This window comes from Stenotrophomonas sp. B2 (assembly GCF_014947095.1).
GTDB lineage: Bacteria > Pseudomonadota > Gammaproteobacteria > Xanthomonadales > Xanthomonadaceae > Stenotrophomonas > Stenotrophomonas maltophilia_P.
This window is the reverse complement of the sequence record NZ_JADCQA010000001.1, coordinates 236,829-260,926: the sequence shown is the minus strand read 5'-3', so window position 1 is coordinate 260,926 and position 24,098 is coordinate 236,829. Positions and strand designations below refer to the sequence as shown.

The following is a 24,098-nucleotide window of genomic DNA, read 5'->3' as shown; positions in this document are numbered from 1 at the left end:
CGGCCCGCGGGTGGATACAGTGGTACGCATTGGCCAGGATGCGGTTCAGCTCCCGACACGGGATGATCCGCGACATGGAGACTGAAAACCCGATGCATCGACTGCTGATCGTCGACGACGACAACGACATCCGCACCCTGCTGGCCGAACAGCTCGGCCGCGCCGGCTACCAGGTCAGCACGGCGGCCGACGGCACCAGCATGCGCCAGCTGCTGGAGCGCGAACACGTGGACCTGATCGTGCTCGACCTCAACCTGCCGCGCGAGGATGGCCTGACCCTGTGCCGTGACCTGCGCGCTCGCTCGAACACGCCGGTGATCATGCTGACCGCCCGCGCGGAACCGATCGATCGCGTGCTGGGCCTGGAAATGGGCGCCGATGACTATCTGGCCAAGCCGTTCGAGCCGCGCGAGCTGCTGGCGCGCATCCGCAACGTGCTGCGCCGTACCGAAGCCCTGCCGGCCAATCTGGAGCCACTGGCGGTGCGCCGTGCACGATTCTCGCGCTGGGTGTTCGATCTGGAGCACCGCCACCTGGTCGATCCGGACGGGCGCGTGGTGGTGCTGTCCGGCGCGGAGTTCCGCTTGCTGCGGGTATTCATCGCACATGCCAACAAGGTCCTGTCGCGTGAGCAGCTGGTCGCGCTCAGCAGCGGCCGTAACTATGAGGCGCAGGATCGCGCAATCGACCTGCAGGTCAGCCGCCTGCGCAACAAGCTGGGTGACGATGGCGGTCCCGATGGGCTGATCAAGACCGTGCGCAACGAAGGCTATGTCCTCGCCTCGGCCGTCAACCTGGAATAAGCCGCGATGAATCGCCTGCGCCACTTTCTGTCCTCGATGGTCGGGCGGCTGTTCGTGATCCTGCTGCTGGGCATGTCGGTGGCGGCGATCGGCGCGACCATGCTGGCCACCTCCAAGCGGCAGCAGGAGTTCGAGCGGCAGAACCTCAACCGCATCGCCGATCGCCTGCAGGGCTACGTCAATCTGCTCGACGGCAATCCCGAGCTGCGCGAGCGCCTGCTGGAAGTGGGCGGGCCGAGCGTGCGTGCGCTGCAGTCCGGTGCGCGTGTAGGACGTGCCGATGCTGCGCTGATGGAAGTGCTGGAGGACCGCCCGGGCCCGGTCGCGCGGGCGCAGGTGCACTTCACTTCGTTCCGCTCCTGCATTCCCAGGCTGCAGGAACTGCTGCCACCGCCGCCGCCCGGCTACCGCAAGCATCCTCGCGAGCGCGATCCGGCGTTCATCCCGCCCAAATGCCGCGCGGTGGACGTTACCCTCAACGACGGTACGTTGCTGAAGCTGGCACTGGATTCCCCGGCGGTGGCCCACAACGGCATCCTGGCCGTGGACCCGCTGTTCCTGACCCTGCTTGTGCTGGCCATCGCGGTACTGGCCTACATCGTGGCCCGCATGGCCAGCGCACCGCTGCAGGAGCTGGCCGCCGCCGCCGAGGATCTTGGCGACGACCTGCAGCGCGATCCGCTGCCGCTGCGCGGCCCGCGTGAAGTACAGCGCGCCGCCGAGGCCTTCAATGCCATGCAGCACCGCCTGCAGCGACACCTGGCCGAGCGTACGCAGATGCTGGCGGCGATCACCCACGATCTGCAGACACCGCTGACCCGCCTGCGCCTGCGGCTGGAGAACGTGACCGATGAGGCACTGCGCGAGCGCCTGATCGGCGATCTGGCTGCGATGCAGGCACTGGTCCGCGAAGGCCTGGAACTGGCCCGAAGTGCCGAGAGCGCCGAGCAGCGCGCTGCACTGGACCTGGATTCGCTGCTGGAGAGCATCGTCGAGGACACCGCAGAAGGTGGGGCCGATGTCGTCTTCGAGGGCAGGAGCGATGCGGTGCTGATGCTGCGGCCACTGGCGATGCACCGCCTGTTCTCGAACCTGGTGGACAACGCGGTGATGTACGGCCAGCGCGTGCGGGTGCGCATCGAGCGGGGCGGCGGCAGCATCACCGTGGTGGTGGCCGATGATGGCCCCGGCCTGGCCGACGACCAGCTGGAAGCCGTGTTCGACCCGTTCGTGCGGGTGGAGACCTCGCGTTCGCGCGAAACCGGTGGGGCCGGGCTGGGCCTGACCATCGCGCGCGCGCTGGCCGAGAAGGACGGCGCGCGGCTGTGGCTGCGCAACCGTGCCGAGGGCGGACTGGAAGCCGTGGTGCAATGGCCGGCCAGTGCACAGGTGGTGGCGCCGGGTCGGGCAGGCTGAGCAGACGCGGTGGGAGCTGCGTTCCGGCAGGCCCCACGCAAAACTGACGCGATAGCCCTGCCTGCAGCACGATAGGGCGAATGCGTCACCCACGGTAATTGCCTGCGCTGCAAGGCGTTTTACAGGCAGTCGAGGCAATTGCGTCAGCGTTGAATTGCCTGCGCTGCGTGCGGCCGGTCACCTGAAGCCATCGAAGTTCCTTGCGGATGGCAGATGGCACGGATGTGGATCGTGGTGGGCGACGCCACCACGGGCGGCGGGCGGGTGCTGACCGGATCGTCGAATACGGATATCGAAGGCAAGGCCGTCGCCTGCGTGGGCGACAAGGCAACGTGCCCGAAGCATGGCGGCGCGTTCGAGATCGTCACCGGTGACCCGACGCTGATCCTCGATGGCAAGCCGATCGCGCGCGAAGGCGATTCGCTGGCCTGCGGCTGCAGGTTGCTCGGAGGTGCTCAGTCGCTGGTGTATGTGGTTGACGGCGGAGGCGGTGGCGGTGGCGGTGCGTCGGTCTCCGCGGCGCCGGCCGCGCCGGCAGCAGTGAACCTGTGGAACGCCACGCCGCCGCCCAGCGGTTTCGTTGCCCGCGATGCGGTCGCTACGCGCGAGGTCGTGCTGCATTGCCACTACGGCGACCTGGACTGCACGCCCGCGCGCGGTGTCAGTTACCGGGCGACCCTGTCCGATGGCCGCGTGCTCAGCGGCCATCTCGATGACGAAGGTCGTGCACGCCTGCCGCAGGTAAGCGTGGGGCCGGTGCAGGTGATCTACCAGCACGAGGCCGACAGCACCGACTCGGCTGAGATCGAGGCCTGCCGCGAACGCCTTCGCGCGGCCCTGCAGCGCATCGTGCAGCAGACCCGGCAGGATTTTGCTGCGGACTGGCGGCAATGGAACAGTGCCAGCGCTGCGCATCAGGCCTTCCTGATGGAACTGAATCGCATCGAAGGCCAGGCCAGAGGCACATGGGACTGGGCCAGCGGCAGCGTGGAAGCGGTGTGGCAGCTGGCGGTGCTGCGCTTCAAGGCCGATGCGGAACTGCGCGAACTGAGCGGACTGCTGCTGACGGGCGACTGGGACGGGCTGGATGCACGCATCGCGGGGCATCGTGCAGCAGGCGAGCAGGTGCTGGACAAGGCCAGTGCGATCAAGGAGCAGCTGATCCTGCTGTTCGACGACGGCCCGACCTGGCAGCTGTTGGCGGCGTTCCCCGCGGACTGGGCGAAGGCGGTGCCGCCAGACGAGCTGCAGGAGCTGACCCAGCGCTACGGCAGCCAGTTTGCGCTCGATGTCGTGATCAGCGTGCTGCTGGGCGCGTTCAGCGCAGGCACGGCCGGAACCGCCTATGGCGGCGCAACCTGGGCGGCCCGGATCGGGCGGTTGGGGCAGCGTCTGGCAGCGCTGCTGGACGAGCTGGGCGAGGCGTTCACCGCATTGGCGCGGGCATTGCGCTCGCGCAAGCGTCGGCACACGGAAAGCCGGGCGCCGGACGCCGATGGGGTGGTGGAAACCCGGCTGCCGCGCACGCGCGCCGCAGGTGCCGCGTTCGGTGAGGCGAGGGCGCATCAAGCGATGCTGGACAAGGGCCTGACGCCAGTGGGAAAGACCGATGGCGTGTATCGTCCGGGAGAGAATGGCATCGATGGGGTCTACAGCCACCCGGATCCGCCGCCCGACTATGTGATCACCGAAGCGAAGTACAACACGGGCCGGTTGGGTGGACCGTACAGGGACGGTACGCGGCAGATGGACAGCGAATGGATAAACGAGCGTCTTGATTCCAAGGTGGGGGTCGTAGAGGCAAGAAGGATGAGGGATGCGATGAATCAGGGGCGGGTTGAGTCGATTCTGATCAGGGTGGCCGAAGATGGCACGACGCAGTCCTACAAGCTTGGCGTGGACGGAAGGGTGATTGGCCCTTCATCATTTTGAACTGGACCGATGATGCGCGATAGCAGGAAATCCAAGGCATATTTCTCTGGAATCATCGAGTTCCGGCTGGATGAGGTTGCAGAGGTCGTTGATCGTATTGATTCACACAGGTACACCGACGTCGGACGCGCCAATGCATCGAGTTCCGTGTTTTCCCTGCTCCTTCAGATAATGGTCATGCGCTACTCGCGTGGCGACGATCTGGTTGAAGTACTGGGGGGGCTGGAAGAATTGCTGCTTGCAAGGCGGCGCGTTGATCTGTGCGCCGATGCCTTGGGCGCACAGGATCAGATGATTCGTGCAGTGTGGGAGGATCTTCGGCCGGACAGGTACACAAAGTACCTCTGGTGGTTGGCATTCTCGGTTGCCGCGGGTATGGAGGGCTCTTATGTGCGAAGTGCACTTGGCTTGATGAAGCACGCCGGGGAAGACGAGCTTTTCGACAGAGTTGCGATTGCATTGGGAGACACAGGCCGACCCGCTGCCAATCACGTGCTGTATCGCCAGTACCTTCCGCTAGCAAAGGCCGTCGCATCGATCCAGGACCGACCGGGGCTCGTAAAGAAGTTCCTGGATGGCTGGTATGCGGGCAGCCGCAACCTCTATTGGCACGGGAATCACCGTGACGACGACAGCGGCTACATGGGCTACTGGGCCTTTGAGGCCGCGCTGGTCGTGATGCTGTTCGATATCGACGATTCGAGCTTCCGCGACCACGAGTACTACCCGGCCGATCTGGTGGCCTATTACAGGTGTCAATCCGGCGCATGAGCCCGATGGTCAGGCGGCTCAAGCACGAGATGGTCCGGTGTGGTCAGCAGGGGCCGTCGGCAAGGTGCATCGGGGCACGCCGGCTGAGCGCGGCATTCCCCGGGGTGTAGCCGAACATGGAGCGGTAGGGGCTGTCAGAATCGACTGATGCCAGTTTCAGAATCAAGTGGGGGTTTGATTCAATAATGAAAATGCGCGATTCGCGCAAGACAAGAAGCTACTTTGATCGCTGGATCGAGCATGCGGGAGCCTCCATTCATCGAAAGGAATCGAGAATCGTGGGGGATGAATTGCCGCGCAAAGGGCGTGTTCTTGCTGCCTCAAGGCTTTTCGATTCAGTGTTGGGAGTGGTGGTAATGCGATACTCCCGCGGTGATGACATCGAATCAATCAAGGGTGAGGTGAGTTCGCTCCTTGCAGTGCGCGAGAAGATGAGTGAACTCTGCGATCTGCTGGAAACAGGTGAGAGAAGCTACCGCTTCCAGTTCGAGGACATCCGGCAAGATCACTTCGTGCAATGGTTGTGGTGGCTGGCCTTCGCGCTCTCGCTGGACATGGGGCGAGAGTACATTGAACGAAGTTTGACGCTGCTGCAGAACGCCGGAAAAGACGAACTCTTCGACGCGATGGCAGTTGCAATGGGGGATGCGGGCCGACCCGTTTCGACTCAGGTGCTGTATCGCCAGTACCTCCCGCTCATGGAAGCAATCGCCTCACCCTCGGACCGGCCCGGGCTCGTAAAGAAGTTCCTGGACGGCTGGTATGCAGGCAGCCGCAACGTGTACTGGCACGGGAATCACCGTGACGACGACAGCGGCTACATGGGCTGCTGGGCCTTCGAGGCCGCGCTGGTCGTGATGCTGTTCGACATCGACGATGCGAGCTTCCGCGACCACGAGTACTACCCCGCCGATCTGGTGGCTTATTACGGGCGTCGTGCTGGCGCAGGAATCTGATGGTCAGGCTGCTCAGATGTTTGCACCGCGTGCGGGGACGAATCGAGCGCGGCGGCGATGTGATCAGCCTGCGGACGCGTTGTCGGTCCAGCATCAATCTAATCGGTGGCTTACGATGTTGCGGGATACCAAGAAGTCATATGACTACTTCTCGGAAAAAATAGCTTTTCAGTCGCGATCCATTCTTGGCTTCGTGTCTGGTATTCGAGAAGGGCGCTATCCTCCTGAGGGGGCGCTCAAGTGCTCAGGCAGCATTTTTACCAAGCAGCTTCAAGTGATGGTGATGCGTTACTCGAGGGGTGATGACATCGGTGGCCTGTCTGCGGATCTGGACGAGGTTCTCGCCGCTAGAGTCAGGATCAGGCGATGCGCAGACGGACTTCCTTTGGAAGGCCAAGCAACCCGATCTCTGTGGGAGGATCTGCGACTGGATAGATACGTCCAGTATCTTTGGTGGTTGGCATTCACGGTTGCAGTTGGAGCTTCGCGCGACTATCTGCATGAAATGTGGGTATTGATAGGCAATACGGGGAAGGACAAACTTCTCGACAGCGTTGCCGTTGCGTCGGGCGGAGCAAAAAGGTCCATCCCCGATCAATTACTGTATCGGCACTACCTCCCGCTCATGGAAGCAATCGCCTCACCCTCGGACCGGCCCGGGCTCGTAAAGAAGTTCCTGGACGGCTGGTATGCAGGCAGCCGCAACGTGTACTGGCACGGGAATCACCGTGACGACGACAGCGGCTACATGGGCTACTGGGCCTTCGAGGCCGCGCTGGTCGTAATGCTGTTCGACATCGACGATGCGAGCTTCCGCGACCACGAGTACTACCCGGCGGATCTGGTGGCCCATTACAGGCGTCGTGCTGGCGACAGGACGTAGCTGTCCCTCCGCAGAGGCGCCAGGCGAGGGGTCTTCTGGTCCTGCCTGTGGTCACTGCCTGGGCTCGGGAAGGTGTACCGGACCGCGCCCTTGCGCCAGAAATCCGTATCGCCTGCACGGCTGAAACAGAAAGCCCGCCGTTGCTGCCCGGGGAGGGGGGGGCACGGCTGGGCAGGCGCGGCGGGCTGGCGTTTGCCCTATCATTCGCGCATCTCCCCAGACGCCCCCCGATGAGCCAGCCTGTTCCCGTCGGCACGCCGCCCCGCGCTGCTTGGGCATTTCCACCTGCCGCCCCGCCTGGCCGCAGTACCCGGCCGCCACTGCTGCGGTGATGGGCGGGCAGGGGGACGACGGGCGCTGGGTGGAGCGTCACGCGTGGGACTGGAGGGCGGTGCTGCGACACAGCCTTCTGTGGCTGCTGCTGGCTGCTGCATTGCCGTTGCATGCACAGAGCGGTGCACCGCCGCTGCGCGACTACGCCATCGATGTGTGGACCTCGCGCAACGGCCTGCCGCACAACTCGCTGCGCGACATCGCGCAGACGCCGGAAGGCCATCTCTGGTTTGCCACCTGGGAAGGCCTGGTGCGCTACAACGGCCTGGATTTCACCGTGTACGACCGCAGCACGCGGCCCGGGCTGCGCGACAACGGCATCGGCGCGTTGTTCGTCGACCGTCAGGGCGGGCTGTGGATCAGCGACTCGCGCGGCAATGTCAGCCGACGTGGCAGTGATGGCCAGTGGCGTGTGTGGGAGCACCAGCCGGATACCCCGCAGGTACTCATCCAGTCGATGCAGATGGACAGCCAGGGGCGCCTGTGGCTGCTCTACGAAGGCAAGGGCCTGGGTTATCTCGCGCCGGACAAAGGCCTTGTCTATCAGGCGCCGGCTGCCGATCTGCCGATGGCGATGAGCTTCACCAAACTGGTGGTGGATGCGCAGGATCGGGTCTGGGTCGGCACGCTCGATGGCCTGGTACTGCGTGACAACGATGGCGTGCTGAAGCGCGCGCCCGCCGCCTGGGGGCTGGGCGCGGGCAGTGGCCTGTCCTGGCCGTACCGGGCGCCGGACGGTGCGCTGTGGATCGTGGCGGGCGAGCGCCTGTACCGGGTCGAGGATGACCGGCTGGTGCTGGTGCACCGGCTGCCGGGCCAGCTGCACCTGACCTCGATGCTGCAGGACCGCCACGGTGATCTCTGGCTGGGCACCGAGAACCAGGGGCTGCTGCGGATTTCCTCGCATGGACTGGAGCGGCTGCCTGCGGGCCTGAGCCTGCCGGGCGGGCGCGTGGTGAGCCTGCGCGAGGATGACGAGGGCAGCATCTGGGTGGGGGCCAACGGCGGCCTGTACCGCCTGCGCGAGACCCTGTTCAGCAGCTACACCGAGCGCGATGGGCTCAGCGGCGATTACGTGCGCACCGTGCTGGAAGATCGTGACCGCCAGCTGTGGGTGGGCAGTGCCAGTGGCCTGGATCGACAGAATGCCGATGGCCGTTTCCAGGCCATGCCGCTGCACAACCGCGGTGGCAAGGCGCCGTCGGTGCTGAGCCTGGCGCAGGGGCCGGACGGCGATCTCTGGGTGGGAACCTTCGGTGACGGCGTCTACCGCCTGTCCCGGGACGGCCGCCTGCGCCACAACTACGCCGCCGACGATGGCATGCCGGGTGGCAACATCCGCGCGATCAGCGTGGATTCGAGCGGGGCGGTTTGGGCCGGAACGCAGAAGGGAGTGGTGCGCATCGACGGCGACCGGGTGCAGGTGTCGCCGGTGGCGGGCATGCCGACCGGGCTGATCACAGCGCTGGAACACGATCACCAGGGCAACCTGTGGATCGGCACGATCGAGGGCATCCGCGTGCTGCGCGGCAACCGTGTGCAGGCGATCGATCTGGCGCCGCTGGGGGGCGGACGCAGTGTGTTCGGCTTCCACCAGCTCGGTGACGCGATGTGGATCAGCAGTGATCGTGGCCTGTACCGCTGGCAGGGCGGGCGGCTGGCCCGCGTCGGCCTGGAGCAGGGCATGCCGGTCGACGCGGTGTTCCAGCTGGTACCCGACCGGCTGGGCAACGTATGGATCAGCAGCAACCGTGGCGTGCTGCGCACCGACATGGCGACTCTCAATGCCGTGGCCGACGGCCGCGCGCCGCGGGTGAGCGTGGAGCGCTACAACGAGATCGACGGCATGGCCAATGCACAGGCCAACGGCAGCTCCGGCCCCTCGGCGATCCTGCGCCAGGATGGCACCTTCTGGGTGGTCACCGCGGGGGGCCTGAGTACGGTCGATCCGCAGCGCCTGCAGCGCTTCCGCGAACGGCGGGCACCGCCAGCGGCGATCGAGAACGTGCAGGTGGACGGCGCGCCGGTGCACTGGGAGGGCGCCGAACGCAATCTGATTCCCGGTGGTCGTCGCCTCGCGGTGAGCTATGTCGGCCTGAGCTACCTGATGTCGGAACGGATCCGCTACCGCACGCGCCTGGATGGACTGGACAGCGGCTGGGTCGAGCGCGGTCCACAGCGCAGCGTGGAGTTCGTTGGCCTGCCACCGGGCGATTACACGCTGCACGTGGCCGCCGCGCACCCGAGTGGCGCCTGGGGCCAGCAGGAAGCCGTATGGAGCTTCAGCGTGGAGCCGTTCTGGTGGCAACGGCGCAGCGTGCAGGCGCTGGGCGGCATCCTGCTGCTGGCCGGGCTGGTGGCGCTGTACCGCTTCCTGCTGCAGCAGCTGAAGGCCAGCAACCTGCGTCTGGCTCGCCGCGTGGACGAGGCCACCTTCGACCTGCAGGCCCAGACCGTCCATCTGCAGGCGGTGAACCAGGAGAAGACCGAGCTGGCCGAACGCCTCGCACGGCAGGCCGAAGCGTTCGAGCGCCAGGCGCGGGAGGATGCGCTGACCGGATTGGCCAACCGCCGCGGCTTCGATGAAACCCTGGCGCGTGACTTCGCACGATCCCAGCGCAGCGGCCACCCGCTATGCCTGGTGGTGCTGGATATCGATCACTTCAAGGCTGTCAACGATCGCTACAGCCACAGTACCGGTGATGCGGTACTGGTCGAGGTGGCGCGGGTGATCGCCACGGCCTGTCGTGACTCGGACCTGCCTGCGCGCACGGGCGGCGAAGAATTCGCGCTGCTGCTCAACGACACCCGGCTGGAGGAAGCCGCGCAGCTGTGCGCGCGGTTGCGGGGGCTGTTCCATGACCACCCGGACTGGGCGGGCGTGGACGGGCTGAGGGTGACCTTCAGTGCGGGACTGGTCGAACTGGAGGCCGAAGACCGCACCCCGGCCCTGCTGTACCAGCGCGCCGACCGCGCGCTCTACCGTGCCAAGAGCGACGGGCGGGATCGCACGAGCATCGGTTGACGCGCCGGCGGTGCCGGCCCACGGTCGGCACCCACGCCTGCGCGGCGAGAGGGGCGCTGACGGTTACCGCGGCCAGGCGTTGGCGATCGTGCAGAACAGCCGTGCCGTCTGCTCGGTGTCGTACACCGCGCTATGCGCTTCGTTGGCATCCCAGCCCAGTCCCGCCGCATTGGCAGCACGTGCCAGCACCGTCTGTCCGTATGCGATGCCGGCCAGCGTCACCGTGTCGAATACGCTGAAGGGGTGGAACGGATTGCGCTTGTGCCCGGTACGGGCGACGGCGGCATTGACGAAACCGAGGTCGAAATGCGCGTTGTGGCCGACCAGGATTGCGCGCTGACAGCCGTACTTCTTCATCGCGGCGCGAACCGGGGTGAAGATATGGTCCAGCGCGGCGCGCTCTTCCTTGGCCAGCCGGAACGGGTGATCCAGGATGATGCCGGTGACTTCCAGCGACTTCGGATCGATTTCCAGCCCTTCGGCCGGCACGACATGCGCGCTGGCGGTCTGCCCGGGGAAGAGCAGGCCGTTCTCGTCCATCTCGATCGGCACCGCCGCGATCTCCAGCAGCGCGTTGCGCTGGGCGTCGAAGCCGCCGGTCTCCACGTCCACCACCACCGGCAGGAAGCCACGGAAGCGTTGTGACATCGCACGCTGCGCCTGCGGTACTGCGGAAACGGGGGCGACGTCAGGTGCGGGGGTGGGGTCGGTCATGCGTGGATTCTAGCAGAGCGTTCCTGAGCGCCCGGTGCGCGCAGCCGGATGGGGCGTTGCGGGCGGCGCGCCAATCAGCGGCATCGCGGACCGGCTCCCGCCCAGGTGCCCCCGCCAGCGCCATGCCGGGCCAGCAGTGCATCGACGCTCAGCCTGCCGGCGCCAGCGAACAGCAACGGCAGCAGCATCGCCATGAACAGCACGGGCAGTTTGAAGTTGCCGAAGCCTTGGTCGCTGATTGCATACCCCATGGCGAGGTCGCCCAGCGAGTGCCATTCCATCGGCCAGTGCACCGCATGGGTCGCCACCACGGTCAGCACCAGCAGGCTGGCAGCGGCAAAGCGGGTGCCGAAACCGACGAGCAGGCAGGCGGCACCCAGCAGTTCGAACCAAGTGGCCAGTTGCCAGTTCAGCGCGGCCGGCAAGTGGTCGAATGGAAACGGAAAGGCCTGCTGCAGGTCAGCGAACCAGTTCTGGCCGTGCAGTTTCTCGAGGCCGGATTCGAAGTACTCCCAGGCCAGCAGTACGCGCAGGCCCAGCGGGGCCAACCAGGGGGCGAGACGGTCCAGCTGGCCACGCGCGGTGGCCAGGATCGGGTAGTTCATCGGGAATCTCCGGGAGTGGGGCGTCAGGGCGGCGGCGTGATCGGGCCGATTACGCCGGCTTGCAGGAACTGTTGCAGCAGGGCGGCACCGGCCTCGTCCAACGCGTGCTCCTCCAGCCCGTGTGCCAGTGCCAGCTGCCGCAGGTAGGTGTTGCCATCGGCGCCGGGCTGCTCGCCGATGCGGGCCAGCAGATGCACCGCCAGTGGGCTGAGGCTGGCGAAACGCACCTCACCGTCAGCATCGCGCCGGACCAGCAGGCCGGTCGGCTCGGCCGGAGCCGTGCGCGGCGCATCGTCCGCGCCAAGCCGGTGGACCGGCCATTGATACAGCAAGGGCCAGGCCAGCGGCGAACGCTGCAGGGCGACCACCCGCGGATCGATCGCGCCGGCCACCGGCAGCGGCTCGGCCTGCAGCTGGTACAACGCCGTTTCCACCCACTCGTAGTGGGCCAGCTCGGCCAGCGCCGGATGCGGAAGCTGCGGCTGTGCCTGCAGCCACTGCACGAACTCGGCAGCCAGCTCGGTGAACAGCGGACTGCGGCAGCGATGCGTCGCGAAGTAGCTGCGCACCAGGGCACTCCAGCCCGGTTCACCGAGCAGGCGCACGCAGACCGGGAACCCGTTGCTCAACAGACCCAGCAGGTTGTTGAACAGCAGGCGCTGGTACACCGCTACGCGTCGCGGCTCCATGCCGGCCGGCGCGGCCACGGTGTCCGGGTCGCGCAGATGGGCGGTGAACGCGTGCTGCTGCGCACGCAGCCGTTCCGGCGCTTCAGCCATGCGTGCTGCCTCCGGCTGGGTCGGCCTGCAGGCGGCGGATGGTCTGCAGCTCGCTCTGGAGCTCGGCGTATGGGGGGAAGTTGAAGTCGCGTTCGAGCAGGGTGGGGCGGGGGCCGATGCGCGCATAGGTACGTGCAAGCAGCTCCCAGACCGGATCGATCACGGCGCTGCCATGGGTGTCGATCTTCAGGTCCGGCGCTTCATCCAGGTGCCCGGCCACGTGCAGGCAGACGATGCGCTGTGCCGGCAGGCCGGCGATGAACGTGTCGGCGTCGTAGCCATGGTTGCAGGCGTTGACGTAGACGTTGTTGACGTCCAGCAGCAGGTCGCAGTCCGCTTCGGCAAGCACCGCGTTGGTGAAGGACAGTTCGTCCATGGACGGTTCCGGTGCCAGGTAGTAGGACACGTTCTCCACCGCGATGCGCCGGCCGAGCAGGTCCTGCACACGGGCAATGCGCGTGGCGGTATGGCGCACGGCTTCATCGGTGAACGGAATCGGCAGCAGGTCGTACAGATGGCCGTCGTCGCTGCAGTAGCTCAGGTGCTCGCTGTAAAGCGGCACGCGGTACTCGTCCAGGAACCGGCCAACCTGTGCCAGCAGCTGCGTGTCCAGCGGTGCACTGCCGCCCAGCGACAGTGACAGGCCGTGGCAGCTCAGCGGATGCCGCGCCGCCAGTTCGGCCAGTGCATCGCCTGCCGGGCCGCCTACGTGGATCCAGTTTTCCGGTGCACATTCGAGGAAGTCGAAGTCGCCGGCCGGTGCCTCGCGCAGCGCCTGCAGCAGCGCGCGGCGCAGGCCCAACCCGGCGGCCGCCGCGGGAAGCGGCGACCGCCGGTGGACAGCGCTGGCGCGGATGTCAGTGCTTGCCACCGCACTTGCCTTCGCCGCACTTGCCTTCGGCCGCCTTCTTGTCGCCGGTGCTCTTGGCCTTTGCATCGGTGCCGGCGGCGGCCTTGCCCTTGTCGCCACCACACTTGCCTTCGGCGCTCTTGCCATCGGCGCCGCACTTGCCTTCGGCATGCTTGGCGGCGTCGCCGGTACGCGCGTCGGCAGCCTTGGCATCGGTGGCCTTGGCGGCCTGGCCGGCCACCAGATAGCCCTGCGCCAGATCGCTCATGCTCAGAGCCGAAGCGCTGGCCGTCATGCCCAGGCCGGCGACAAGGGCGGTAGCGGTCAGCAGGGACAGGGTCTTGTTGGTACTGCTCATCGGTTGTGCTCCTGGGTGGTGTGGGCGGGTGCCCGGGTGGCCGGCAGAGGTGCCGGTGGAAGCGATCGTGCGCCGATCCTACTCAACGAATCCTCGCAGAGAACTCAAATTTTCGTGAGATTTTCCGCGCAGTCAGGGGGCGGGGCCTTGCCAGGCAGGCGCGGCGCCTTTGGAAATGCTGGAAGGCCCAAAAAGAAAGGCCGCTGTCGCGCGGACAGCGGCCACTCTGGAGTCGACTCCGGTGTTGCAGTGCAGCGTCAGGGCTGACCGGTGCTGGAGGTTTCGTCGCGCTTCTCGCGCGGCGGCAGCGGCTGCTCTCCATGCACGAGGAACCAGACGTTCTCGGCGATGTTGGTGGCGTGGTCGCCCACGCGTTCCAGATTCTTGGCCATGAACAGCAGGTGGGTGCACGGCGTGATGTTGCGCGGATCTTCCATCATGTAGGTCAGCAGTTCGCGGAACAGCGCGGTGTACTGCGCATCCAGGCGCGCGTCATCCTCGCGCAGGGCCAGCGCCGCCTCGGCATCATTGTCGCGGTAGGCCGCGATGGCGCGGCGCACCTGCTGTGCGGCCAGCCGGCCCAGGGCGCGCAGGCCCTGGATCTGCGGCAGCGGCGGCACCTTGCCCAGTGCGATCGAACGCTTGGCAACGTTGGCCGCGTAGTCGCCGATCCGCTCGATGTCGGCGGGGATGCGCAGGCCCGCAAGAATTTCGCGCAGGTCGCGCGCCATCGGGCCGCGCAGCGCAAGGCGCATCACGTCGTGGCTGATCTGCTGCTCCAGTGCATCGATCGCCTCATCGTTGGCGATGATGCGATGGGCGGCGTTCTCATCGCGCTTCTCGATCACGTCCATCGATGCTTCGAGCTGGGCGACGGCCATCTCGCCCATGCGCACGATTTCGGCCACCAGGCGCTGCTGCTCTTCGTCGTAGCTCTTGACGATGTGGTCGTTGGGAAGATTCATGGTTGTTCCGTCATGTAGAGCCGGGCCATGCCCGACTGGCGTTGTCTGTGAAGAAGCCGCGGTCCGGTCAGCCGAAGCGACCGGTGATGTAGTCCTCGGTCTGCTGCTTGGACGGCTGCGAGAAGATCACTTCGGTGCGGTCATGTTCGATCAGGTCGCCCAGGTACATGAAGGCGGTGTAGTCCGATACGCGGGCGGCCTGCTGCATGTTGTGGGTGACGATGACGATGGTGTAATCGTTCTTGAGCTCTTCCACCAGCTGCTCGATGCGGCTGGTGGAGATCGGGTCCAGTGCCGAAGTCGGTTCGTCCAGCAGCAGCACGTCGGGGCGCAGGGCGACGGCGCGGGCGATGCACAGGCGCTGCTGCTGGCCACCGGAAAGACCCAGCGCGCTCTGGTTGAGCTTGTCCTTCACCTCGTCCCACAGCGCGCCCTGACGCAGTGCCTGCTCGACGCGGTCGCTCATCTCACCCTTGGACAGCTTCTCGTGGTGGCGGATGCCGTAGGCCACGTTCTCGAAGATCGTCATCGGGAACGGCACCGGCTTCTGGAACACCATGCCTACTTTGCTGCGCAGCCGGTTCATCGGGAACTTCGGCGACAGGATGTTCTCGCCGTCCAGCAGCACTTCGCCGCGTGCTTCCAGCTTCGGGTACAGCGCGTAGATGCGGTTGAAGATGCGCAGCAGGGTCGACTTGCCGCAACCAGAGGGGCCGATCAGCGCGGTGACGCGCTTTTCCGGGATCTCCAGGTTGATGCCCTTGAGGGCGTGGAATTTGTCGTAGTAGAAGTCCAGGCCACGCGCAGCGAGCTTGACCGGAGCCGGGGTATGCAGGTTCTCGTGCGAGGCCGGCACGGCGATGCGCTGCATCGGCACGGCATTGGAAAGATCGTTCATGGTGGTTTCCACGGAAAGGTCAGTCATGGGAGATGCGGTTGCGCAGCAGGAGGCCGCGGGCGGCGAGGCTGACCAGCAACACGAAGACGGTCAGCACCAGGGCACCGGCCCAGGCCAGCACCTGCCAGGATTCGTACGGGCTGCCGGCGAACTGGTTCATCACCACCGGCACCGAGGCCATCGGCTGGAACACGTTGCTGTTCCAGTACTGGTTGCCGAAGGCAGTGAACAGCAGCGGTGCGGTCTCACCGGAGATGCGGGCCAGCGCCAGCAGGATGCCGGTGATGATGCCGGCCGAGGCGCTGCGGTAGAGCACCTGCACGATCACCTTCCATTGCGGGATGCCCAGCGACAGCGCCGCTTCGCGCATCTGCGAGGGCACCAGGCGCAGCATTTCGTCGGTGGTACGCACCACCACCGGCAGCACGATGAAGGCCAGCGACAGCGCGCCGGCGAAGGCGGAGAACTGGCCGCCGGTCTGCATCACGTACAGGGTGTACACGAACAGGCCCAGCACGATCGACGGGGCCGACAGCAGGATGTCGTTGACGAAGCGGACCACGGTGCCGGCCTTGCGGGCATTGCCGTACTCGGCCAGCCAGGTGCCGGCCAGGACACCCAGCGGGGTGCCGATGCCGATCGCCAGCGCACACATCACCGCGCTGCCGAAGAAGGCGTTGGCCAGGCCGCCTTCCTGCATCGGCGGCGGTGTCATCTTGGTGAACAGGTCCAGGTTGATGCCGGCCAGGCCCTTCGCGGCCAGGGTGAACAGGATCCAGCCCAGGAAGAACAGACCGAACAGCGCGGTGGCGCAGGACAGCGCGATGGCGACGACATTGCCGATGCGGCGGCGCAGGTACAGCGAGTCAGCGGTGGTGGACATCAGTTGCCCTCCTTGCGGGCCAGGCGCATCAGCATCAGGCGGGCGATGGCGAGCACCACGAAGGTGACGATGAACAGGACGAAGCCAAGCAGCAGCAGCGCCGAGCGGTAGGTTTCAGTGGCCTCGCCGAAGTCGTTGGCGATCAGGGCGGCGATGGTGGTGCCCGGCTCCAGCAGTGACGGCGACAGGCGCACGCTGTTGCCGATCACGAAGGCCACGGCCATGGTCTCGCCCAGTGCGCGGCCAAGGCCGAGGAAGACGCCGCCGATCACCGCCGAACGGGTGTAGGGCAGCACGATGTCCCAGCTCACTTCCCACTTGGTCGACCCCAGCGCATAGGCCGATTCCTTCAGGCGGGTCGGTACGGTCAGGAACACCTCGCGCATGACCGAAGAGATGAACGGGATGACCATGATGGCCAGCACGAAGCCGGCGGTCAGCATGCCGATGCCCAGCGGTGGGCCCTGGAAGATCGGGCCGATGACCGGCCATTCGCCCAGCGTTTCGTTGAGGAACGGGGTGACGTACTCGGTCATCACCGGTACCAGCACGAACAGGCCCCACATGCCGTAGATGATGGAGGGAATGCCTGCCAGCAGTTCGATGGCGGTGCCGACCGGCCCCCGCAGCCAGCGTGGCGCCACTTCGGTCAGGAAGAAGGCGATGCCGAAGCTGACCGGCACGGCGATGACCATCGCGATCAGCGCGGTGACCAGGGTGCCGTAGATCGGAGCGAGCGCACCGAACTTGTTTTCGACCGGATTCCAGTCGGAAGAGAAGAAGAAGCTCAGGCCCTGCATCTGCAGGGCATGACGGCCGCCCCACAGCATCGACAGAGCCGCGCAGGCCAGGGCGATCAGGACGAAGATGACGGTGCCGACCAGCACCCATCGGAACAGTTTGTCGTTGCGGGCATCACGCGCGTCACGCGTGGACGGGGCGGCTACAGGCTGGGCGATGGCATTCATGGGGACGGCAGGGCCAGGAAGGGGCGGGGCGGCACGGCGTGGAAGACACGGTGCCCGCACGCGGCGGGCACCGTCGGGTCCATCACTTCAGTTCGGTCGCCCAGTAGGCCTCGATCTGCGTGACCAGTTCGGCCGGCAGCGGCACATAGTGCAGCTCGTTGGCCTGGGCCTGGCCGTTCTCGAAGGCCCACTTGAAGAAGGCCAGGGTGTCCTGGTTGCGCTTGGCATCCTTCGGCTGCTTCTGCATCAGCATGAAGTTGGTGGCGGTGATCGGCCACGCCTGCTCACCCGGGGCATTGGTGATGACCAGATTGAAGTCCTTGGCGCTGGCCCAGTCGGCGCTGGCGGCCGCAGCGGCGAAGGTCTCCGCGCTCGGCTGCACCCAGGTGCCGGCGGCATTCTGCAGCGAGGTGTACGGCATGGCGTTCTGCAGCGCGTAGGCCAGTTCGACGTAGCCGATCGAGCCCTTGATCTGCTTGACGTACGAGGCGACGCCTTCGTTGCCCTTGCCGCCCACACCGTCCGGCCACTGCACCGAAGTGCCTTCGCCGACCTTGCTCTTCCACTCCGGGCTGACCTTGGACAAGTAGTTGGAGAAGTTGAAGGTGGTGCCCGAACCGTCCGAACGGTGGACGATGGTGATCTTGCCGTCCGGCAGGGTCACGCCAGGGTTGGCAGCGACGATCGCCGGGTCGTTCCAGGTCTTGACCTTGCCGAGGAAGATGTCGGCCAGCAGGGCGCCGCTCAGGCGCAGCTTGCCGGCTTCCAGGCCTTCGATGTTGACGACCGGCACCACGCCGCCGATGGCCGACGGGAACTGGGCCAGACCGGCCTGCGCCAGCTCCTCGCTGCTCAGCGGCTTGTCGGACGAGCCGAAGTCGACCGTGCCGGCCTTGATCTGGGCGATGCCGCCGCCGGAACCGATGGACTGGTAGTTGATCTTGGCGCCGGTGCTGGCGTTGTAGTCGGCCGACCACTTCGACACCAGCGGGAAGATGAAGGACGCGCCGGCGCCGGAGACTTCGGCGGTCACCTTCGCACCGGCGGCAGCCGGGGCAGCGGCACCGTCGGCGGCCGGCTGCTGCGCGGCCTGCTTGTCGCCACCGCAGGCCGACAGGCCCAGGGCAATGGCCAGGGAAAGGGCGGCGAGGCCGGCCGAGTGCAGTTTCATGGTCACTCCATAGCGGGGAAGAGCCGACGGCGTCGGCGGATGCGGCTATGAAATGATGTTTTTGTTACAGCCGTATGACGTCCATGACAGAGGTGTCCTGGATCACGTTCCGACAAGGGTTTCACAGGGGCCTCGCCCACTGCGGACACCCCCGGAGACCGCCGCGGCCGCCCGATCTGCGCACCGGCAGGGTTGTCGGGCCGGTGCAGGGTCGAGCCCCACGTCCCCCGGCGACGGCAGGCCGGACCCCACAAACGAGAAGAGCGCGAGATCCCGAGGATCTCGCGCCCGGTGGGGCCGGCGGGGGAGAGAGGACCCGCCGGCCCCGCTCCTGCGGGGGAGGTCTTGCTCAGTACTTCAGGTTCTGGGTCCAGTAGGTCTCGATCTGGCGGACCAGGGTGTCCGGCAGCGGGACGTAATCAAGCTGCTTGGCCTGCTGGTCGCCGTTCCTGTAGATCCAGCGGAAGAACTCCTGCGTGGCCTTGGCACCGGCGACGTTCTTCGGCTGCTTGCGGACCAGGATGAAGTTGGTGGCGGTGATCGGCCACGCATCGGCACCCGGGGCATTGGTCATCACCAGGTAGAAGTCACGGGCATTGGCCCAGTCGGCGCTGGCGGCGGCGGCCGAGAACGAGGCGTCCGACGGCTGCACGATCTTGCCCGCGGCGTTCTTCATTGCCGCGTACGACATCTTGTTCTGCAGCGCATAGGACAGCTCGACGTAGCCGATGCCACCCTTGATCTGCTTGACGTAGGCGGCCACGCCTTCGTTGCCCTTGCCACCGATGCCCGCCGGCCACTGCACCGAGGTGCCTTCACCGACCTTGCTCTTCCACTCCGGGCTGACCTTGGACAGGTAGTTGACGAAGTTGAAGGTGGTGCCCGAACCGTCGGAGCGGTGCACGATGGTGATCTTGCCGCTGGGCAGGGTCAGGCCCGGGTTCAGTGCAGCGATGGCCGGATCGTTCCAGGTGGTGATCTTGCCCAGGAAGATGTTGGCCAGGGTCGGGCCATCGAGCTTCAGCGCACCCGGTGCGACGCCGGCGACGTTGATCACCGGCACCACGCCGCCGATCACCGACGGGAACTGGGCCAGGCCGGCCGCAGCCAGTTCTTCCGGCTTCAGCGGCGCGTCGGAGGAACCAAAATCGACGGTCGCTGCCTTGATCTGGGCAATGCCGCCGCCGGAACCGATCGACTGGTAGTTGACCTTCTTGCCGGTGGCGGTGCTGTAGTCCGCCGACCACTTGGACATCACGGGGTAGATGAAGGAGGCGCCCGCGCCGGTGACATCGGCAGCATTGGCGGCGAACACGGACGACGCGGCCAGGATGGCGACAGCGGCGCGCGACTTGAAGGCGTGGATCACGGGAGAGACTCCTGGGGTGGTCGAAGGGCGGTTGCCCAACGTATCGGTGCACATTCCATAACCATTCCGTGACACGGAAAGGTCTGTCATATGACGCCGGTGTGACATCGGATGAGGGGATCGCGCTGCGTTACAGGCGTCACCGCACGTGGCAAGGGCACGACCGCAGTCGTGCCCTTGCCGGTGCGTGATGCGATGACGCGGGCTCTTACCAGAAGAACTGCGCGCGGGCTTCCAGGATGTTCGGATCGTCATTGACGAAGCCGCGGGCGCTGGAGCTGTACTTCTTGCTGTCGACCTTCACGTAGTTCAGCATCAGCTTGAAGTTCGAGCGCCAGTACCAGTTGGCGCCGACGGTCCACACATCCATCTTGCCGCCGAGCACGCCATCGACGATCGGCGGGCGACCGGCGACCGGGTTCGCGGCCAGGTTGCCGTCGTTGAGGTCCATGTGGTCGTAGCGCACGCCAAGCTGCCACTGGCCGCTGGCCGGGTTGTTCGGCAGGCCGGTGCCGGGCGTGCCACCCTTGTAGCTCCAGGTCTCGCCGGTGACATTCCACAGGCCGCTGATGTAGTAGCCGTCGCTGGTGTAGTTGTCGTGGTCGTAGCGCTTGGCCTTGCTGGTGTAGTACTCGGCCTGGGCCTTGAACGGGCCCTGGAAGTACATGGCTTCGGCGCCGACGGTGCTGATTCGGTCGGTGTCGGTCAGGTTGCCGCTGTCGATCAGGCGGGCGGTGGCCAGGTCGGCGTTCGGACGCGCACGCACGCGCAGGGTGTCGGCGTCGGCGTCGTAGTCCACGTAGCTCAGGCCGAAGTGCAGGACCTGGCCCTTCTCGTTGATTGGAGCCCAGGTGCCACGCGCGCCATAGCCGCTGCCATGGGCCAGGTTGCGGGTCAGCTCGCGGCCGAAGGCGCTGGCGGTGACCGACCAGTTGTCCTGGCCGTAGCTGTAGGCGCCACCCAGGCGGCGGGCGATCGCGTAGGTGTTGGTGACCGCGGCCTTGGAGATGAAGTCGTTGTTCTTGGTGCTGGACAGCTCTTCCAGACTGTTGGGCTGCTTGAACTGGCCGACCTGGATGAAATGGTTGGCATTGCCCAGCAGCTTGTACTTCACGTTGGTGTCGAGGAACTTGTCCGCCTTGGCGTCGTAGCCGAGCACCCACTCCACGTTGCCCGGGCCCTTGCCCTTGAGCACCAGCTCGGCGCGGCGCAGCTCGAACTCGCTGTCCTTGCCGTTGCCGGCATCGCCACCATTGAGGTCCACGACGTCGTTGTGGAACCAGTTGCCGTCGGCCTGGACCAGGCCTTCGAAGGTGATTTCCGAACCGCCGATCACGTCGATGGCGACTTCAGCGTGGGCAGCCGGCACATAGAGCGCAGCGGCCACGGCCACCGTCAGGAGTTGGTGATGCAGTTTCATGGAGAGGAGCCTTGCAGGCAGGTGGGAAGATGCGCGCAGGCTAGAAGGTAAAGATTGCGTAAATGTGACAGTTTCCGCGCGCAGTCTGTCCGCCGCGACCCTTGCCACGACTGGGCCCGGCATTGATGCCGGGCCGATATGACGTGGGGATTGCGCTGCGATGGCATTTACCCGCAGGCGCTGCGGGATGCCTCAGGAGGCCGGTGTCTTGTCCTTGAAGCGGCACAGATCAGCGATCACGCATCCCGGGCAGTCCGGCTTGCGTGCCTTGCAGACGTAGCGTCCGTGCAGTATCAACCAGTGATGTGCGTCGAGCAGGAATTCATCAGGAATCGCCTTGACCAGCCTGTCCTCGACTTCGCGCACGTTCTTTCCCGGCGCCAGTCCCGTGCGGTTCGCAACGCGGAAGATGTGCGTATCCACCGCCATCACAGGTTCGCCGAAAGCCGTGTTGAGCACGACGTTGGCGGTCTTGCGGCCGACGCCGGGCAGGGCTTCCAGTGCCTCGCGTTCGCGTGGTACTTCACCGCCATGTTTCTCCAGCAGGATCGCGCAGGTGGCGATCACGTTTTTCGCCTTGGCGTTGAACAGGCCGATGGTGGCGATGTATTTCTTCAGTCCGTCCTCGCCCAGCGCCAGGATCTGCGCGGGCGTGTTGGCAACGGGGAACAGGCGGCGCGTGGCCTTGTTGACGCCGACATCGGTGGCTTGGGCCGACAAGGCCACCGCCACCAGCAGTTCGAACGGCGAGCTGTATTCCAGTTCGGTCTTCGGATGCGGGTTGAGTTCGCGCAGGCGCGTGAACATTTCCACCACGTCGGCGCGCGGCATGCTGCTGCCACGCCGCGCTGGCACGCGGGCGGCCTTCTTCGCGGTGGCCATCAGCGCTCCTTGCCGGTGGCGCGTGCCTTGGCACGGGCGAGGATGGCGGCAGCGGCGGCGGGCAGCGCAGGTTTCACGTCCGGCGCCGGGCGCGGCGTGCGACGCGCATCGCGTTCGGCGTCGCGGCGGGCCAGGCGCACCGCGCGTGCGCGGTAACGGTCACGTGCGGCCCACGCGCGCTGCAACTGCTGCCGCGCCTGGCTGAGCACCTCCGGCAGTTCCGGGTGCCCGGGAACCTCGTGTGTGTCGCCTTCGTTGGCGACATAGTCCATCAGACCGGCCTGCAGGGCACCATCAAGATCGTCTGCCTGGACCCGGGCGAACAGCAGCGCGGGGTTGGGTCGGGATGCCATGGGGTCAACGGTTCTGGAAGGCGGGGGGACGGCGTTGCAGGAAGGCACCGGTGCCTTCGCGCATATCCTCGGTGGCGAACAGCAGGCCGAACTGCGCGCTTTCGTACTCCAGTCCCGCCTCCAGGCTGCACTCGCCGCCGACGTGGACCGCATCAAGCAGGGCGCGCAGCGCCAAGGGCGCCGAGCGTGCCAGCTGCCGGGCGATGTCCTGCACACGGGTGTCCAGATCGGCCGCCGGCACCACCTCGTTGACGATGCCCAGCGCGAGCGCACGGGCGGCATCGATGGGCGCACCCAGCAGGCACAGTTCCAGGGTGGCAGCCCGGCCGCAGAGGCGCAGCAGGCGCTGGCTGCCGCCGAAGCCGGGGATCAGGCCGAGATTGATCTCCGGCTGGCCGACCTTGGCCGAGTCAGCGGCAACGCGCAGATGGCAGGCCAGCGCCAGTTCCAGGCCGCCGCCGAGGGCAAAACCGTTGACGCGGGCGATGACCGGCTTGGGCATGCGTTCGATCTGACGCATCAGTCCTTGGCCGAGCAGGGAGAAATCACGTCCCTGAACCGCACTGAGTGTGTTCATCTCGGCGATGTCGGCGCCGGCGACGAAGGCCTTCTGGCCGGCACCGGTCAGCACCACCACACGCACCTCGGGGTCGGCCGCGGCGTCCCTGAACGCATCGGCCAGACCCTGCAGGGTCGCGGCATTGAGGGCATTGAGCTTGTCCGGGCGCTGGACGGTCACGGTGCGGATGGCGCCATCGTCGGTGACAGCGATCAGGTCATCGGCCACGGTGAAACTCCTGGAACGTTAAAAAAGAGTGATTTTGAACTCTGCCCGCGCAGACAGGTCATAGCCTGCGTGGTGAGTAGCGGTTACACGTTGTGGCCGTTATCCTAACCCGTCGCCTCAGGGCGGCGCAGAACGTCCCTGAGTTACCACCCCTGGAGAACTGTTTGATGAAGTTGCGTTCTATCGCGGTCGCCGTCGCGGCCCTGGCCCTGACGGGCAATGCCTTCGCCCAGGACGTCTCGTCCGAAAAGGGCAAGCTGAGCTACTACTTCGGTTACGACTACGGCAACAACCTGGCGGAGCTGACCGGTCGTGGTGAGCAGCTGGACATCAACTCGGTGGTGAAGGGTCTGCAGGACGCCTACGCCAAGAAGCAGCCGGCGATCACCGCCGAGCAGCTGAAGCCGGCCGTTGAAGCGTTCCAGAAGCGCGAGCAGGGTCGTGCCCAGGCCGCCAAGGCCGAGTACGAAAAGGCCGCTGCCGAAAACAAGACCAAGAGCGATCAGTTCATCGCGGCGAACAAGGCCAAGGCCGGCGTGCAGTCCCTGCCGAGCGGCGTCCAGTACCGCGTGATCGAAGCCGGCAAGGGTGCCAAGCCGACCCAGGCCAGCACCGTGCAGCTGGAAGTTGCCGGTCCGTTCCCGTACGGCCAGCGCCCGACCGAGGCCCGCCCGGCCCAGCAGATTCCGTCGATCAAGGTCAGCGAAGTCGAAATGAAGGCCATGCGTGAGACCCTGCTGCAGATGCCGGCGGGTTCGAAGTGGGAAGTCACCCTGCCGCCGGACCAGGCGTACGGTGCCGACCCGCGCACCCCGTTCCCGCCGAACGTGGCCGTGCAGTTCGAGATCAAGCTGGTCAGCGTCAAGTAAGCCTCCGCATCAACATCAACGCGCCGGTGATCCCACCGGCGCGTTTTTGTTTGCGCCGCGCGCGGCCGGCAGCATCGAGCCATGCTCGGCGAAGGCGCGCGGCGAAGG

Annotated in this window: 23 protein-coding genes; 8 read left to right on the top strand and 15 right to left on the bottom strand. The window is 66.1% G+C overall.

Going from position 1 to position 24,098, the window contains the following annotated elements; all coding sequences use genetic code 11:
* Nucleotides 1-74 precede the first annotated feature (74 nt).
* The 7 genes from IMX13_RS01300 (at nt 75) to IMX13_RS01270 (ending at nt 10,119) form a co-directional block, all read left to right on the top strand.
* The gene (locus IMX13_RS01300; protein WP_053518224.1) at nt 75-803 is read left to right on the top strand and encodes a response regulator; all 729 of its coding nucleotides are present in this window, start codon (nt 75-77) and stop codon (nt 801-803) included.
* A 6-nt stretch (nt 804-809) separates the two neighbouring features.
* Complete coding sequence (locus IMX13_RS01295; RefSeq protein WP_053518188.1) at nt 810-2,219, top strand: ATP-binding protein; 1,410 nt, start codon at nt 810-812, stop codon at nt 2,217-2,219.
* Between the two features lie 213 nt (nt 2,220-2,432).
* Nucleotides 2,433-4,151, top strand: a complete 1,719-nt coding sequence (locus IMX13_RS01290; RefSeq protein WP_227255207.1) for a PAAR domain-containing protein — start codon at nt 2,433-2,435, stop codon at nt 4,149-4,151.
* A 9-nt stretch (nt 4,152-4,160) separates the two neighbouring features.
* Nucleotides 4,161-4,922: a PoNe immunity protein domain-containing protein gene (locus IMX13_RS01285; RefSeq protein WP_193395580.1), complete on the top strand. Its 762-nt coding sequence runs from the start codon at nt 4,161-4,163 to the stop codon at nt 4,920-4,922.
* A 185-nt stretch (nt 4,923-5,107) separates the two neighbouring features.
* Entirely contained in the window at nt 5,108-5,878 is a 771-nt protein-coding gene (locus IMX13_RS01280) for a PoNe immunity protein domain-containing protein (protein ID WP_193395579.1), read from the top strand.
* A 115-nt stretch (nt 5,879-5,993) separates the two neighbouring features.
* A complete protein-coding gene (locus IMX13_RS01275; protein WP_193395578.1) occupies nt 5,994-6,761 on the top strand; it encodes a PoNe immunity protein domain-containing protein in 768 nt (255 codons plus the stop codon).
* Nucleotides 6,762-7,092: 331 nt separating this feature from the next.
* Nucleotides 7,093-10,119 (top strand): ligand-binding sensor domain-containing diguanylate cyclase, encoded by a 3,027-nt coding sequence (locus IMX13_RS01270; RefSeq protein WP_193395648.1) that lies wholly within the window; start codon nt 7,093-7,095, stop codon nt 10,117-10,119.
* Nucleotides 10,120-10,182: 63 nt separating this feature from the next.
* Here the strand turns inward: IMX13_RS01270 and rnt are convergent, their stop codons facing one another.
* The 15 genes from rnt to IMX13_RS01195 all read right to left on the bottom strand — a co-directional run bounded on the left by rnt (nt 10,183) and on the right by IMX13_RS01195 (nt 23,121).
* Nucleotides 10,183-10,767, bottom strand: coding sequence for a ribonuclease T (rnt, locus tag IMX13_RS01265; RefSeq protein ID WP_053518226.1), 585 nt, complete (start codon nt 10,765-10,767; stop codon nt 10,183-10,185).
* A gap of 140 nt (nt 10,768-10,907) precedes the next feature.
* Nucleotides 10,908-11,438 (bottom strand): DoxX family protein, encoded by a 531-nt coding sequence (locus tag IMX13_RS01260; protein ID WP_111185747.1) that lies wholly within the window; start codon nt 11,436-11,438, stop codon nt 10,908-10,910.
* A gap of 23 nt (nt 11,439-11,461) precedes the next feature.
* Nucleotides 11,462-12,217, bottom strand: coding sequence for a putative DNA-binding domain-containing protein (locus tag IMX13_RS01255; protein ID WP_128987826.1), 756 nt, complete (start codon nt 12,215-12,217; stop codon nt 11,462-11,464).
* The gene (locus IMX13_RS01250) at nt 12,210-13,088 is read right to left on the bottom strand and encodes a DUF692 domain-containing protein (protein WP_193395577.1); all 879 of its coding nucleotides are present in this window, start codon (nt 13,086-13,088) and stop codon (nt 12,210-12,212) included. The genes IMX13_RS01255 and IMX13_RS01250 overlap by 8 nt, the downstream gene beginning before the upstream one ends.
* Complete coding sequence (locus IMX13_RS01245; protein ID WP_053518199.1) at nt 13,075-13,425, bottom strand: hypothetical protein; 351 nt, start codon at nt 13,423-13,425, stop codon at nt 13,075-13,077. Before IMX13_RS01245 ends, IMX13_RS01250 begins: the two co-directional genes overlap by 14 nt.
* Nucleotides 13,426-13,682: 257 nt before the next feature.
* Nucleotides 13,683-14,390 carry a phosphate signaling complex protein PhoU gene (gene phoU, locus IMX13_RS01240; RefSeq protein WP_053518201.1) on the bottom strand — a complete coding sequence of 236 codons (708 nt, stop codon included), beginning with the start codon at nt 14,388-14,390 and terminating at the stop codon, nt 13,683-13,685.
* Between the two features lie 67 nt (nt 14,391-14,457).
* Entirely contained in the window at nt 14,458-15,288 is an 831-nt protein-coding gene (gene pstB / locus IMX13_RS01235; RefSeq protein ID WP_053518202.1) for a phosphate ABC transporter ATP-binding protein PstB, read from the bottom strand.
* 19 nt (nt 15,289-15,307) lie between these two features.
* The gene (gene pstA / locus IMX13_RS01230; protein ID WP_053518203.1) at nt 15,308-16,171 is read right to left on the bottom strand and encodes a phosphate ABC transporter permease PstA; all 864 of its coding nucleotides are present in this window, start codon (nt 16,169-16,171) and stop codon (nt 15,308-15,310) included.
* Nucleotides 16,171-17,139: a phosphate ABC transporter permease subunit PstC gene (gene pstC / locus IMX13_RS01225; protein WP_053518204.1), complete on the bottom strand. Its 969-nt coding sequence runs from the start codon at nt 17,137-17,139 to the stop codon at nt 16,171-16,173. The genes pstA and pstC overlap by 1 nt, the downstream gene beginning before the upstream one ends.
* An 82-nt stretch (nt 17,140-17,221) precedes the next feature.
* Nucleotides 17,222-18,310, bottom strand: coding sequence for a phosphate ABC transporter substrate-binding protein PstS (gene pstS, locus IMX13_RS01220; RefSeq protein ID WP_053518206.1), 1,089 nt, complete (start codon nt 18,308-18,310; stop codon nt 17,222-17,224).
* Nucleotides 18,311-18,659: 349 nt separating this feature from the next.
* Nucleotides 18,660-19,679, bottom strand: a complete 1,020-nt coding sequence (gene pstS, locus IMX13_RS01215; protein WP_053518207.1) for a phosphate ABC transporter substrate-binding protein PstS — start codon at nt 19,677-19,679, stop codon at nt 18,660-18,662.
* Nucleotides 19,680-19,887: 208 nt separating this feature from the next.
* Nucleotides 19,888-21,099 (bottom strand): OprO/OprP family phosphate-selective porin, encoded by a 1,212-nt coding sequence (locus IMX13_RS01210; protein ID WP_065174723.1) that lies wholly within the window; start codon nt 21,097-21,099, stop codon nt 19,888-19,890.
* Between the two features lie 192 nt (nt 21,100-21,291).
* Complete coding sequence (gene nth / locus IMX13_RS01205; RefSeq protein ID WP_193395576.1) at nt 21,292-21,981, bottom strand: endonuclease III; 690 nt, start codon at nt 21,979-21,981, stop codon at nt 21,292-21,294.
* Nucleotides 21,981-22,334, bottom strand: coding sequence for a hypothetical protein (locus IMX13_RS01200; RefSeq protein WP_053518210.1), 354 nt, complete (start codon nt 22,332-22,334; stop codon nt 21,981-21,983). The genes nth and IMX13_RS01200 overlap by 1 nt, the downstream gene beginning before the upstream one ends.
* A gap of 4 nt (nt 22,335-22,338) precedes the next feature.
* The gene (locus tag IMX13_RS01195) at nt 22,339-23,121 is read right to left on the bottom strand and encodes an enoyl-CoA hydratase-related protein (RefSeq protein ID WP_065181203.1); all 783 of its coding nucleotides are present in this window, start codon (nt 23,119-23,121) and stop codon (nt 22,339-22,341) included.
* A gap of 167 nt (nt 23,122-23,288) precedes the next feature.
* On the opposite strand from IMX13_RS01195, the gene IMX13_RS01190 reads away from it, so the two are divergent.
* Nucleotides 23,289-23,990 carry an FKBP-type peptidyl-prolyl cis-trans isomerase N-terminal domain-containing protein gene (locus IMX13_RS01190; protein WP_005408797.1) on the top strand — a complete coding sequence of 234 codons (702 nt, stop codon included), beginning with the start codon at nt 23,289-23,291 and terminating at the stop codon, nt 23,988-23,990.
* Nucleotides 23,991-24,098: the final 108 nt, after the last annotated feature.

What these genes read in the sequence shown, in the direction of transcription:
- IMX13_RS01275 (WP_193395578.1), top strand. Translation starts at nt 5,994, where the DNA reads ATGTTGCGGGATACCAAGAAGTCATATGACTACTTCTCGGAAAAAATA.
- IMX13_RS01300 (WP_053518224.1), top strand. Translation starts at nt 75, where the DNA reads ATGGAGACTGAAAACCCGATGCATCGACTGCTGATCGTCGACGACGAC.
- pstC (WP_053518204.1), bottom strand. Translation starts at nt 17,139, where the DNA reads ATGAATGCCATCGCCCAGCCTGTAGCCGCCCCGTCCACGCGTGACGCG.
- pstA (WP_053518203.1), bottom strand. Translation starts at nt 16,171, where the DNA reads ATGTCCACCACCGCTGACTCGCTGTACCTGCGCCGCCGCATCGGCAAT.
- IMX13_RS01245 (WP_053518199.1), bottom strand. Translation starts at nt 13,425, where the DNA reads ATGAGCAGTACCAACAAGACCCTGTCCCTGCTGACCGCTACCGCCCTT.
- IMX13_RS01290 (WP_227255207.1), top strand. Translation starts at nt 2,433, where the DNA reads ATGGCACGGATGTGGATCGTGGTGGGCGACGCCACCACGGGCGGCGGG.
- IMX13_RS01295 (WP_053518188.1), top strand. Translation starts at nt 810, where the DNA reads ATGAATCGCCTGCGCCACTTTCTGTCCTCGATGGTCGGGCGGCTGTTC.
- IMX13_RS01260 (WP_111185747.1), bottom strand. Translation starts at nt 11,438, where the DNA reads ATGAACTACCCGATCCTGGCCACCGCGCGTGGCCAGCTGGACCGTCTC.
- IMX13_RS01200 (WP_053518210.1), bottom strand. Translation starts at nt 22,334, where the DNA reads ATGGCATCCCGACCCAACCCCGCGCTGCTGTTCGCCCGGGTCCAGGCA.
- IMX13_RS01190 (WP_005408797.1), top strand. Translation starts at nt 23,289, where the DNA reads ATGAAGTTGCGTTCTATCGCGGTCGCCGTCGCGGCCCTGGCCCTGACG.
- IMX13_RS01270 (WP_193395648.1), top strand. Translation starts at nt 7,093, where the DNA reads ATGGGCGGGCAGGGGGACGACGGGCGCTGGGTGGAGCGTCACGCGTGG.
- pstS (WP_053518206.1), bottom strand. Translation starts at nt 18,310, where the DNA reads ATGAAACTGCACTCGGCCGGCCTCGCCGCCCTTTCCCTGGCCATTGCC.
- IMX13_RS01255 (WP_128987826.1), bottom strand. Translation starts at nt 12,217, where the DNA reads ATGGCTGAAGCGCCGGAACGGCTGCGTGCGCAGCAGCACGCGTTCACC.
- nth (WP_193395576.1), bottom strand. Translation starts at nt 21,981, where the DNA reads ATGGCCACCGCGAAGAAGGCCGCCCGCGTGCCAGCGCGGCGTGGCAGC.
- IMX13_RS01285 (WP_193395580.1), top strand. Translation starts at nt 4,161, where the DNA reads ATGATGCGCGATAGCAGGAAATCCAAGGCATATTTCTCTGGAATCATC.
- IMX13_RS01210 (WP_065174723.1), bottom strand. Translation starts at nt 21,099, where the DNA reads ATGAAACTGCATCACCAACTCCTGACGGTGGCCGTGGCCGCTGCGCTC.
- pstB (WP_053518202.1), bottom strand. Translation starts at nt 15,288, where the DNA reads ATGAACGATCTTTCCAATGCCGTGCCGATGCAGCGCATCGCCGTGCCG.
- phoU (WP_053518201.1), bottom strand. Translation starts at nt 14,390, where the DNA reads ATGAATCTTCCCAACGACCACATCGTCAAGAGCTACGACGAAGAGCAG.
- rnt (WP_053518226.1), bottom strand. Translation starts at nt 10,767, where the DNA reads ATGTCACAACGCTTCCGTGGCTTCCTGCCGGTGGTGGTGGACGTGGAG.
- IMX13_RS01280 (WP_193395579.1), top strand. Translation starts at nt 5,108, where the DNA reads ATGAAAATGCGCGATTCGCGCAAGACAAGAAGCTACTTTGATCGCTGG.